Annotated in this window: 9 protein-coding genes and 1 tRNA gene; 2 read left to right on the plus strand and 8 right to left on the minus strand. The window is 29.8% G+C overall.

The window, feature by feature from the left end; all coding sequences use genetic code 11:
• Positions 1-81: 81 nt before the first annotated feature.
• The 6 genes from L8V79_RS04530 to L8V79_RS04555 form a co-directional block, all read right to left on the minus strand.
• Entirely contained in the window at positions 82-639 is a 558-nt protein-coding gene (locus tag L8V79_RS04530) for a 2-oxoacid:acceptor oxidoreductase family protein (RefSeq protein ID WP_263702666.1), read from the minus strand.
• Positions 636-1,481: a 2-oxoglutarate ferredoxin oxidoreductase subunit beta gene (locus tag L8V79_RS04535; RefSeq protein WP_263702667.1), complete on the minus strand. Its 846-nt coding sequence runs from the start codon at positions 1,479-1,481 to the stop codon at positions 636-638. Before L8V79_RS04535 ends, L8V79_RS04530 begins: the two co-directional genes overlap by 4 nt.
• A 1-nt stretch (position 1,482) precedes the next feature.
• A complete protein-coding gene (locus tag L8V79_RS04540; RefSeq protein WP_039626148.1) occupies positions 1,483-2,607 on the minus strand; it encodes a 2-oxoglutarate synthase subunit alpha in 1,125 nt (374 codons plus the stop codon).
• A gap of 8 nt (positions 2,608-2,615) precedes the next feature.
• Positions 2,616-2,930 carry a 2-oxoglutarate:acceptor oxidoreductase, delta subunit gene (locus tag L8V79_RS04545; protein WP_039668439.1) on the minus strand — a complete coding sequence of 105 codons (315 nt, stop codon included), beginning with the start codon at positions 2,928-2,930 and terminating at the stop codon, positions 2,616-2,618.
• 171 nt (positions 2,931-3,101) lie between these two features.
• A complete protein-coding gene (locus tag L8V79_RS04550) occupies positions 3,102-3,998 on the minus strand; it encodes a malate dehydrogenase (protein WP_263682234.1) in 897 nt (298 codons plus the stop codon).
• Positions 3,999-4,016: 18 nt separating this feature from the next.
• The gene (locus L8V79_RS04555; protein WP_263702668.1) at positions 4,017-6,518 is read right to left on the minus strand and encodes an AsmA-like C-terminal domain-containing protein; all 2,502 of its coding nucleotides are present in this window, start codon (positions 6,516-6,518) and stop codon (positions 4,017-4,019) included.
• Here L8V79_RS04555 and mltG point away from each other — a divergent pair.
• Entirely contained in the window at positions 6,505-7,458 is a 954-nt protein-coding gene (mltG, locus tag L8V79_RS04560; protein ID WP_263679452.1) for an endolytic transglycosylase MltG, read from the plus strand. The two genes, L8V79_RS04555 and mltG, sit on opposite strands and share 14 nt — an antisense overlap.
• On the opposite strand, the gene L8V79_RS04565 is transcribed toward mltG, so the two are convergent.
• Positions 7,459-9,987 (minus strand): DNA translocase FtsK, encoded by a 2,529-nt coding sequence (locus L8V79_RS04565; protein ID WP_412175180.1) that lies wholly within the window; start codon positions 9,985-9,987, stop codon positions 7,459-7,461.
• Positions 9,988-10,339: 352 nt separating this feature from the next.
• Positions 10,340-12,562, minus strand: a complete 2,223-nt coding sequence (gene flgL, locus L8V79_RS04570; RefSeq protein ID WP_263702669.1) for a flagellar hook-associated protein FlgL — start codon at positions 12,560-12,562, stop codon at positions 10,340-10,342.
• 156 nt (positions 12,563-12,718) lie between these two features.
• On the opposite strand from flgL, the gene L8V79_RS04575 reads away from it, so the two are divergent.
• Positions 12,719-12,805 (plus strand) — tRNA-Leu (locus L8V79_RS04575).
• Positions 12,806-12,920: the final 115 nt, after the last annotated feature.

The following is a 12,920-nucleotide window of genomic DNA, read 5'->3' on the forward strand; positions in this document are numbered from 1 at the left end:
TTTTACCTTTTTGCTTAAAATGGAAAATATTATAACGATAATTTAATAAATATTATTTTATAAGGAGAGTTTCTTGAAAAATCAAGAAACTACTTGTGCTTTTTTAGCGTATTCTATACCTAAATCAAAAGCTTTTGCATTTGCTTCTTTAGTTTTTGCAGGTACCATATCAAGCATAGTTTGTTTTAACGCATCAATATCAATACATTTGCTCATATAAGCAGCTATAGCTAAAGCAACAACTGATTGAGTGGCTACATTACCTACTTCTTCTTTAGCTATAGTAATAATAGGAATTTCAAAAATTTTCCATCTAGCATAATCTTCTTTGCTTGGATGAACTAAATTTGGCTCTACAACTATAACACCGCCATCACAAACACCATCTTTGAAACTATGATAACCCTTATCAGCAGTTGAAAGCATAAAACTAACTTCACCTTCTACTGCATAAGGAAAAAAGATTTCACTTTCATCAATGATAATATCAACCTTAGTTGGTCCACCTCTAACTTGAGAAGTATAAGTAGAAGCTTTAAAAGCATTGCATCCTTCTTTAATGGCAGCTTTAGCTAAAATTTCACCTGCAGTGATAACCCCTTGTCCACCTTCACCGCAAAATCTTAATTGATATTTCATTTTAATGCTCCTAAATCAACCATTCTTTTTTCTTTCAAGGCTCTTCTAACTTCTTCATAAGCCTCACAATATTCTGTTTTACTTTCATCTTGATGCAAAATTCCTGTAGGGAATTTATCTGCTCTTTGCTCATAGTCTAATTGTTCAAATTTAGACTTATCCACACAACGATTTTTAATCCAATCAAGCATGCTTACAGCTTCACCCATTTTATTTTTTCTACCAAGATTAATATGGCAGTTTGAAAATACATCTACAAAACTATAACCTTTGTGTGATAAAGCTTTAAAAATGATATTTTCAAGTTTATTTGCCTCAATAACATTTGTTCTTGCTACAAAAGAAGCCCCAGCAGCTTTAGTAAGCTCACAAGCGTCAAAATTTGGATCTATATTACCTGCTTGAGCAGTAACAGTATAAAAACCTTGTGGGGTAGTTGGTGAAGTTTGTGAATTTGTAAGACCATAAATAAAATTATTAATTAAAATATGAGTTAAATCTATATTTCTTCTACATCCATGGATAGTGTGATTTCCACCAATTGCTAAAGTATCACCATCCCCACTTACTACGATTACATGTTTTTTAGGATTTGCCAGTTTAATCCCTGTTGCATAAGCAATAGCTCTACCATGGGTAGTATGCACTGTATTACAATTTACATAAGAACTCATTCTACCACTACAACCTATACCAGAAACTAAGCAAACATCATCCATATTCCAGCCAAGTTTTTGAATAGCCCTAATAATAGCTTTTAAAACAACTCCATCCCCACAACCCCAGCACCATTGTGTTGGAAGTTTATCCACTCTTAAATATTCATCGTAATTAAAAGCCATTTTACATATTCTCCTTTACTTTAGCAATAATTTCACTTGGGGTTATAGGGCGACCATTTGCACGGTGTAAGCTAATAAAATCATCTCTTTTGCTTACTCTTTGAATTTCTTCTAAATATTGCCCCATATTAAGCTCGCTAACCATAACTTTTTCAAATTTAGATACCACTTGAGCTATTTTTTTCTCAGCTACTGGATAAAGCGTGATAGGTCTAAAAAGCCCTACTTTTAAACCCTCTTCTCTAAGTCTTAAGATAGCTTCTTTAGCAGATCTTGCAACACTACCATAAGCAATGATTAAAAACTGCGCATCATCACACATAAACTCTTCATAAGTGCAAATTTCATCGGTATTATTTTTAATCTTACCAAACAATCTTTTCATATTTTTATCTACTATCGCTCCATCTTCAGTTGGAAAACCTATATCTCCATGATGAAGTCCTGTGATATGATAACGATAACCTTCAAAGAAAGGATTTAGTGTAGCAGCTTCATTTTCCCCTGCCGCATAAGGTTTATAATCTTTTTTATCTCCTGTAAATTTTTTACGGTTAATAATTTCTAATTCTTCTAAATCAGGTAATTTAGCCTTACCATTCATATGTCCTATGGTTTCATCTAAAAGCAAAAATACCGGAGTCATGTATTTTTCAGCTAAATTAAAAGCTCTAATAGTTTCAGTGTAAGCTTCCTCTAATGAAGCAGGAGCTAAAGCTATACTTGCATAATCTCCATGTGTTGGAGCTTTTGCTTGAAACAAATCTCCTTGTGCAACTCTTGTTGGAAGACCAGTGGATGGACCACCTCTCATAACATTTACAATTACTAGTGGAATTTCAGCTATAAAACCCAAACCAATTTGCTCAGCTTTTAAAGAAATTCCAGGTCCACTACTTGCTGTCATAGACTTAACACCACTCATAGAAGCACCCAAAGCCACACTAATACCTGAAATTTCATCTTCCATTTGTATAAAAGTACCATCATTTTTTGGTAGCATATGGCTTAATTCATGTGCTATTTCAGAACTTGGGGTAATTGGATAACCACCAAAAAATTTACAGCCACAATCAATCGCAGCTTTTGCTACTAAAACATTACCTGTTGATATCACTTCTCTCATTGTTTTTCCTATGCGTTTAATTTTTTATATTTATTTTCTTTAACAGCTTGTGCTCTTTCTTTGGCTTCTGGCGTAAGCTTTGCAAATTTAAACTCATCTCTTTTTGCAACAAAAATTGCAAAATCAGGGCAGTGACTTTCACATTCACTACAGCCTATACAAGAATCAGGATGAACCACTTCTATCATCTGTCCTAAAACTGCACTGATTTCATCTCTCATTGCTAAAACTCCAGCTGGACAATAGCTAACACAGATATTACAAGCTTTACATCTTGCTTCATCAACCCAAACCGGTGTATTTTCTGGGGCTACCATTAAAATTCCTTTCTAATTTTTTGTTATTTTTAATGATTTTTTATCAAAAGTTATTTTTAAAACAAACTTTTTATTATAGCGAATTTATAGCATGAGTAAATATTATTTAAAATATAAAGTAAAACAAATAGGTATTTATAACGCAAAGTAACATTAGGAGTAAAAAACTCCTAAAAATTATTTATAATTATACTGAATGAGAGAATTTTCTAATGCAATTTGTTCTTGATTGTCTAATTTTAACTCCAAAATTTCAAGCACCCCATCAAGACTTATCCTTGCCATAGCACCAAAAGCTTTTTCTTTTATGCCGTATTCTCCATCTAAAATTACACATATTGGTAAAAATTCTCCACTTTTTAAAGCCTCTATCATCCTCACACAAGCACTTGCAGGGGCTAAATATGCTGAAGTTTTTAAGTGTTTAATAATTTTAGCACCACCGGTTTTAACTTCTTGTTCTATTTGAGCAAGATCATATTCATTTAAAACCTCATTTAATGCTTTGTTTTGAACTTTACTTTGAGATTTTACTAAAACCATGCTATCATTGTGAAAACCTATAAGCTTAGTATCTATACAAGAAGTTTTTATATTTAATTTTTTACCAACTTCATATTTAAATCTAGCATTATCCAAAACACCTGCCATAGCAATGATTTTTTTTGATGAAAATAATTTACTTTCATAAAGAGCATTAAGTAAAAAATCTACAGGATTGCTTACTATAATAAACAAAGGATCGTTGTTAAATTTTTTAATATTATTGGCACACTCAAACATAATTTTAGCATTAATAGCAAAAAGCTCATCCCTACTTTGACCTTCTTTTCTAGCTACTCCCGCACTAAAAACAACCACTTGAGAATCTTTTGAGTGCGCATAATCATCCGTGCAAGTTATTTTAATATCAAAATTAAAAGCAGCTATGCTCTGACTTAATTCCAATTCTCTAGCAAAAAGCAAATCTTTATTAATATCAATCAAAACAAGCTCATCAACCAACTCTCTTAAAATCAAAGCATAAGCAGTACTTACACCAACATTTCCTGCGCCTATGATAGTGATTTTCATTTTTTCTCCTTTTTGCGTTTATTTCACTAAATTAGCTGGTAATTCAAAAATATTTTTAATTAAATGATAAGGAAGTTGCAAGCTTTGTGCAATAAGCTGGGTCTTAAATTCAGGTTCATCCACTGTTCCGCTTAATTTAATTTGTGTACTAATTTGCCTATCTTTACCTAATATAATTTGATTGATAATTGGAACTTTGGAAATAACCGAACTGGCTGATTTTAGCGTTCTAAGTTCTAATAAACCATCCACTTGATTGCTTCTTAAATTGATTTTAACTTGACCTAACACATCTGCACTATCACCATTAAAATTAAGTGCGTCTATTTCAAAAAGATCTTTTTTACGATTAAAACTTATACCAGCATTTTCAACACTAAAGCCTTTTTCATTAAAGGTAGGCGCCTTAAATAAAATTAAACTAGGTATGGTATCAATAAAACTTAAAAGCTGTTGATGAAATTTTAAATCTTTTAAATAAGTATCTTTAAATAAGAACTTACCTTTGAAAAAATCAGTACTATTGCCATCTACATAAAGATTAAACTCACCTTTTTCAAAAACATTTTGGCGCATAAAGGTGTTTAGAAAATCATCATCCATTTTTAAAGCTCTAATTTGCATTTGATTTTCTTTAAACAAAAAATCAAATCTAGATTCATTTCTATTTGCCCAAGCTTTTACGGAATCTTTTTTAATTTTAGCGTCAAATTGATCAAAATCTAAGGTTTTATTAAAATCTTTTAAAATCAAATCTATATTTTTACCACTAATATTATAAGTTGAATTTTCAAGAGTATCTAAAGTATTTTCCGTATCTTGTTGAGAAATCAATAAATTAATATTATTTAAAGTAATATTTACATCATCATTGTCTTTTTGTGCAAAAATACTACCACTTGCACTAGTTAAATTAAAATCATTACCTTTTATTTTTATATTAAAACTATCATATTCATAAGGATTATTATCTTTATAGAGCAAAAATGATTCAAAAGTAGTATTATTAATATCTACATTAAAATCTTGGAAATTTAAAGTATTTAAAGATAATTCCCCATCATGCACTTTATTTTTTTGCATTAATTTAGAATAATTTTTATATTTTGCAAGTTTTTCAACATAAACAGACATACCTTGATCAAAATTTAAAGTTGTGGTAAATTCTTTATTATATAAACTAATATTTTTATCAAAATCAAGGCTTAAATCAAGAAATTTATTTTCCATTTTTAAGCTATCTTGTGGTAGTTCTAAGTTTGTTATAATGGTTTTAAAATCACCTTTTTTTTGCTTCAAATCAACACTTGCATTAAAATCACCATTAATCATACTACTTTGCACGCTTGCATTTTGTATATCTAGCTTATCTTTTTTTAAAGTAAGATTTGCTTGAGTTATCTTAAAATCACTTATATTTATATTTGAATTAATAATATTAAAACTACCATTATAAGTAATTTTCTCAGGATGATCAAAAGGAATTTTCAGTGTTAAATCAGTCTTTGTGACACCATTATTTTGCAAAAATGGTAATTTTATATCATATAAAAGCAAAATTTTATTAACCCTATAATCAGCTCTAGCATTATCACTTTTAATGCGTATATAAATTCCAGCTTTTTCATTTAGCATATTATCTATATAAATTTGACTTTGAGTTAAATCATAATTATTAAAACGTAAATCATCATAAATAAAATCAAGTCTTTGTTTAGCAAATTCAAGTCTTACAAAAGGACTTACGATAGGATCTATGCCTTTATCTAAAACTACTTTTAAATTATTTACATAACCTTTGGCATTGATATCGTTTAAATAATATCTATGCTTTCCAAAGTCTGCAAAACCGCTTAATTTTTCTATAAAATAAAAATCAGCCTTTACCTTACCACCCACCCAAAGAGCAAGATTAGAAGGCAAATGCACTCCATTTTCTATTAAAATATCAAAAATTTGCGAAATATTATTTGAACTGATATTTTCTAATTCATAAGCAATCTCTTCTCTTTTGAGTGAAAATTTAACATCACTTTTTAAAAAGTCACTATCGATTTTACCTTTAAAAGTATAAAATTTTGTCTTAGGATTAATAAGCAAGGAGCCAATTATGCTAAGATTATGATCTTTTAAAAGAAAATTATCAATATTAGCTTGTATATTTTTATCACTAATTTTTAAATTCACTTTTACTAAAAGATTTTTACTGTTTACAAAAAATAAATTATTTTTATAAATTAACTCCACAGGATAGTTATTGACAAACATTTCATCAATATTGATTTCTTGAAAAAACCAATAAATATATTTTACATCTTTGATAAGCTGCACAGCTTTACTTGCGCTAGTTTCATTTTGAGCACTTTGACTTTGAGAATTTACTACGACTTTTTTAGCATTTAAAATGAGTTTTTTATCTAATTTAATATATAATTTCTCTAAATTAATAGAAGAAAATTCTAATTTTTCTATATAAATTCCATTTTTGAGGTAAATAAACAAAGCAATGAAAAGTATCATAGGTAATGCTAAAAATTTAAGAATTTTTTTAATATGTTGTGACTTGATTTTAATTTTTCTTTTATCCATTTTTTATTATCTACTTTTACCTATAAAAACAAACTCTGTAGTTTTTATACCACAAGGTTCTGTTAGCAAGATTATAACGCAATTAGATAAAAATAACTATAAAATGAGCAGTATTGATAAATATACTTTATATTTTTTGGGCCATCCACAATCTGGCTGGATAAATATAGGCACAAAAGAACTAAATAGAGCTGAATTTTTACATAAGCTTACCGTCGCTAAGGCAGCGCTTGAAACTATTACTTTAATTCCTGGAGAAACGACTGAAATTTTCTTTGAAGAATTAGCACCGAAGTTAAATTTAAATGTTAAAATCTTAATGCAGGAATTTTATAAACAAAGCCCTTTTAAAGAAGGTATGCTTTTTCCTGAAACTTATAAAATTCCAAAAGGTATCACAGAAGAGCTTTTGGTAAAATATCTTTTGGCTTACTCTATAAGTGAATTTAAAAAACTTTCTTATAAAATTTTTAGAGAATATAATGAAAAAAAATGGCATGAGTATATCATCATAGCTTCCATTATACAAAAAGAAGCAGCGAGTAATGAAGAAATGCCTATAGTTTCATCTGTGATTAGAAATCGTTTAAGAAAAGGCATGAAGCTTCAAATGGATGGGACATTAAATTATGGAAAATACTCTCATGAAAAAATCACTCCACAAAGAATAAGATCAGATAATAGTTCTTATAACACTTATAAATTTAATGGCATACCAAAAGAAGCTGTATGTAATGTTTCATTTGAAGCTATCAAGGCAGCTATTTTTCCTGCTAAAACAGAATATTTATACTTTGTAAGGGATAAAAAAACTAATAAGCATATTTTTACCTCTACTTTAAAAGATCATAATAAGGCAATAAGAAATTAATTATAAAATTTCTCTTTGCCCTTTTGCATCAGGTTCGCTTAAAACACCTGTTTGTGAAAGTTGTTCTATGATATTTGCTGCGCGGTTGTAGCCTATTTTCAAACGTCTTTGCAAATAAGAAATACTAGTTTTTCTATCTTCTAAGATTACAGCCTTTGCTTCTTCATAAAGCTCATCTAAATCTCCATCATCAAATTCACTTCTTTTATAAGCTCCATCTTGGCTATCATCTTTTAAAAAGCTCTCATCATATTCTACTACTTGTTGAGCTTTTAAAAACTCTACTATATTTTCTATTTCATTTTCGCTTGCAAAAGGCGCATGCAAACGCACTAAGCCACTCATACCAGGAGGGGTAAATAAACAATCCCCGCGCCCTAGTAAGCTTTCAGCACCCATAGAATCTAAAATAACCTTAGAGTCTATCTTTTGCCCTACTTTATAAGAAATTCTACTTGGTAAATTTGCTTTTACAACCCCAGTAACAACATCTACTGAAGGGCGTTGTGTAGCTACGATTAAGTGAATTCCACTTGCTCTTGCCATTTGCGCTAAACGACCTATATAAAACTCAACATCCTTACCCGCAGTCATCATTAAATCAGCCAACTCATCGATAATCACTACAATAAATGGTAAGATTTTCCCACCTTGTTCTTTGATTTTTTCATTGTAATTTTCTATATTTTTAGTTTTTGCTTCAGCCATCAAACGATACCTGCGTTCCATTTCAGCTACCATATTTGATAAAGCATTTACCGCCTTTTTAGGATCAGTAATTACCGGTGTAAGTAAATGTGGTATATCATTATAAATACTAAATTCAAGCATTTTTGGATCTATCATCATAAGTCTTAAGGTTTTTGGTGAATTTCTATAAAGCAAAGATAAAAGCATAGAATTTATACCCACACTTTTACCGCTTCCTGTAGTTCCTGCTATTAAAAGATGAGGAAGCTTTTTAAGATCTGTGATGAAAGGATCACCTACTATATCCTTACCTAAAGCTATAGTTAAAGGTGAGCTAGAATTTTTAAATACCTCACTTTCTAAAATTTCTCTTAAGTAAATCGTATCGATTTTTTCATTTGGGACTTCAATTCCTACTACATCTTTACCTGGGATTGGAGCTTGAATTCTTATAGTTTGAGCTTTTAAAGCCATAGCCAAATCATCTTGTAAAGATAAAATTTTACTCACTTTAACATCTGCTGCTGGACGAAATTCAAAAGTAGTTACAACAGGACCTGTGTAAGTTCTAACTACATCGCCACCTATTTTAAAGCGTCTTAATTTTTCCAATAAATCATAAATTTTTCTATCGATTTCTTCTTCATTGATTTCACTTTTGCCTTCTTTTGGCATGGTTAAAAAATCTAAAGGTGGTAAAGAAAAATCTTTTGGTTTTTCAAAATTTCCAAAATCAAGATCTTTCAATAAAGCTTTATTTTCACTCACTTCATTAGTGATAGAATGGTGTGTTTTGTTTTCTACTACTTCCACTATAGGCTCTTGAGTAATTTCAAATGGAACTTTTTCTTCTTTAACTTCAATTTGTACTTCTTCTACCACAAAAGGACTTTCATAGTTTCTTTTACCTCTTAGTTCTTCTATACTAACAGGCTTAGCAAAATCATCTTCACTAAAATCAAGTTCTTTTACTTCATTTTGCGGAATAAAATCTTCATCTTTAAAATCTTTCACCCCTAAAAAGCTAGTTTTATTTTGAATTTTTTTAAACTCAGCTTCTTTTTGTGCTTCTATAGCATTTAATTCTTCAATTTTTTTAAAATCCTCATTAAGTTCTTCTAAAATTTTTTCTTTTTGTAAAGCTTTATACTCTTCTAGCAATTTAGCTTTTTGCAGCATTTGCTCACGCTCTTTAAGCTCTTTGGCAAATAAAGAATTTTCTTCTATCACTTCTTCTTTGTTTTCATTTAAGTCCATATTACGTCTTTTATAACTTGGCTCATCTAAATTTTTACTTTTTAAAGTTTGAGTATAAATATCTTCACTATTATTTTTATATTTTGACAAATACTCTTCAGGGGTCATTTCATCTTCCTTTATATTTATTTGACTAGCTTTTTGAGCAAAACTTGCAATAGGCTCTGAAAGCTCATGAATATAACTTGAGCTTAATTTTTTATCCTCTTCACTAATTATCACTTCTTCTAATTCTTGATTTTTCAAATCTTCAAGATTGAATTTTTTATTTTCTTGAACCTCTTGTTTTGGTAACTCTTCTTTCTCAATGAGTTCTTCTTTTTTTTCTTTAATTAAAAGCTCTTGCTTAAGTTTTTCTTGCTCTTCTTTGGTTTCATTTTCATACTTATCACCACCAAAAAAGCCAAAAATTTTATTTTTAATTAAAGTTTCGAGTTTTAAATAAAAATCAAAATCAAGATCTATTTTAAACACTTCTTTGATAATTTGCGGAAAAGAAATACTAAAAGCAAAAGCTAAAAGCAAAATCACCAAGATTAAGCTACCTATTTTTCCAAAAAGTCCATCTAAAATCACAAACATAGCAGAAGCTATATAACCTTTATCTTGCAAAAATACTGAAGCAAAAATAAGCGAAGCAAAAATGCAAGTAAAGATAGCTACACTAAATCTACGCTCAATAAGTTCAAAGTTATAATCATTTTTATATAAAAGATAATTAAACCAAAAAAAGACAAAAGGATAAAATTTAGTCAATGAGCCAAATAAAAAATAGCTAAGTTTTGCTAAAGAGTATCCTATAATACTTACTAAAGCTTGATCAGGTATCAAAGCACTTAGACAAAAATAAAAAATAAAAATATTAGAAATGATAAAAATAGCTTCTTTTTTTATAACACATCCTTTATAAAGAAAAAAGCTATTATATCAAAAATTATAAGTAGTTTAATAAACTCATTTGAGAAATTTTAGAAGTAGCTGAAAGCATAGCTTGATAAGAAACCATAGTTTGCATAAACATCATATATGTTTGCCCATAATCAGCATCAGTCACACCACTTTTTATAGAAGCAACATTAACATTTAAAAAAGTCATTCTTTTGTTTGTTTCTTCTATATTGTTAGTATAAGCTCCTATGGTTGTTTGCATTTTTCTAACATGATCTTGTAAATGATCAATCCTTTCTAATGCTCCTTGTAAACCTGTATTTCTAGGATCACTTCCTTCTGAATCAGCCCTCATACTACCATTTAAAACTGCATCTATCATCTCATCTAAATCTTTAATCAAATCAATATTTGGATCATCGATAGTTAAAGAATTATTTGCACTAAATACAAAACCTGAACCATTGCTTACTTCTCCTGCTGGGGGAAAGCCGCTATTTGAATTTGAATCTTTGATGGTAAGACCTATATTTGTATTAGTTGAAAATTTGTCAGTAATACTTATACGACCTTTATAGTCCATACTAACTTCAACAAAACCCTTGGAATCAGCTATGTCTTGTTGGATAGTTTGAAAATCATTATTATTAATAGTTCCGTTTGCATTTGGAGTAATAGTTGCTGTAGGAACATTATCGCTTGCAAACATACCTATAATATCATTTAACTGACCATAAGTAATATCTTCAGGTCTTGTTTGCATACCCACTGAAGTTCCCGTTGCTTCATTATACTGAGAATGTGTAATAGGAAAACTTATGGTTTGACCCGGATTATTTGGATCAGGATAACTTACAGTAGAATTTTCTAAATCAATAGTTACATTATATTTTTGACCGCTTCTAGAAGTAATTTCCATTTGAAGTTGTTGGCCATCCATACTACCATTAGCATTTGCAACGACTTCGCTTAATTTTGTACTATCAGTAGCATACTCACTAGTGCCTTTAATCACTTGAGAAACATTTCCAAAAACAGTATTGCCATCTTTTTCAAAAGGCACATCAAAATCAGCTCCATTGGTTTTATTACCATTGATATTGCTTTTTATAAAGTCTGTTTTGTAAATATCAACAGTAAATTGCTCACCACCAACTTCCACAGTTACTGGACTTTTAGTATTATTTAAATCTCCATTATGCGCTGCTTGCATAATGCGATTGGTAACTTCGTCCATGCCGATACCTTCTCTTTGAGCAGCCTCACTTAAGGCTTTAATTTGCTCTGCGTCTTGAAGTTGTGGTGTCATGGCAACTGCATGAAAATCTAAAGAACTACTTCCTTCTTTTAAACTCTTTATTTCTATTTGGCCACTATCATTCAATGCGACCTTAACAACTTCATTTCCCTCTGTATTACCATATAGCTTTCCAATATTTTCTAAAACATCTTCAATTTTAGCGTCAGGATCTATATCCAAAGTGGCTTTAAAACTTGTTCCATCGGGTCTAACGCCTTGAATATACATTGATGAGTGTGGAAAAGGAAGTTTATCATCATAACTATCTTCGAAATTTTTATCAGGATCAAGTTTGCCATTTTGAACATAATTTTGGCCTATTAAATGCGAAAATTTAGACTCTCCTGTTAAATATTCTTTTTTATCCGGATAACGAGCATCAGTGAAAGAAACATTTGTTGAAATGATTTTATTTATATTTGAATCAGGTTTAAAAAATAAATCCCAACCAGGTATATTATAAGGAATTTGCGTGCCAGCACCACTAACTACAAAAATGTTATCTTTATTGCCAGTATAGTTTCCATATTTATCAAAAGGTATATTAGCACTATTTGATCCTGCAAACAAATACTGCCCATTAATGCTAGTATTGGCAATATTTACAATAGAATCTCTTACAAGTTTAAGCTCTTTTGCTATAGCTTCTCTTGAAGTTTGAGAATTTCCATCACTAGAAGCTTTTACTAAAAGTGTTTTAAATTTTTCCAAAAGCTCTGTGATATTTTTTAAAGCTGTATCTGTATTTTTTGCCATTTCTTGCGCTGCTTGCGTTCCTTGAATAATCTGACCTATATTTGCCATCTCATATTCTAATCTTGAACCGTTAATATAAATATTAGCATTTTCCCAAGAGTGCTGTATAAGCTGACCTGTTTGCAATTGCAAATTATATTTATTAAGTAAAGACTGACCATCCGTGTAATTTTGTATAGAAGTGTAGTAGTTATACTGGTTACTAATTCTCATTATTTTGCTCCGCAAATAAATTTTTTAATTATTTGCAAGCAAAAAAAGTTCCAATTTTAAAGATATTTTAATTTACTATATAAATATTTTTATATTGCTTTAATTTTTTTTTAGTATAATTTCACATTCTATATTTTTAATTTAAAATCTTAAAAAGCCCGAGTGGTGAAACTGGTAGACGCGCCAGACTCAAAATCTGGTAAGGGCAACCTTGTGTCGGTTCGAGTCCGACCTCGGGCACCATTTGTTTTTTACTCCCAAGTGTTTTTTTGGCAAATTATATTCAAAATATTAAAAAAGAGTTTTTATTTTCATTAACAAACCACACCTGCTAAATCTACCATTTACTTACTTCAAC

It is taken from the genome of Campylobacter sp. IFREMER_LSEM_CL2194, assembly GCF_025771685.1.
Taxonomy (GTDB): Bacteria; Campylobacterota; Campylobacteria; order Campylobacterales; family Campylobacteraceae; genus Campylobacter_D.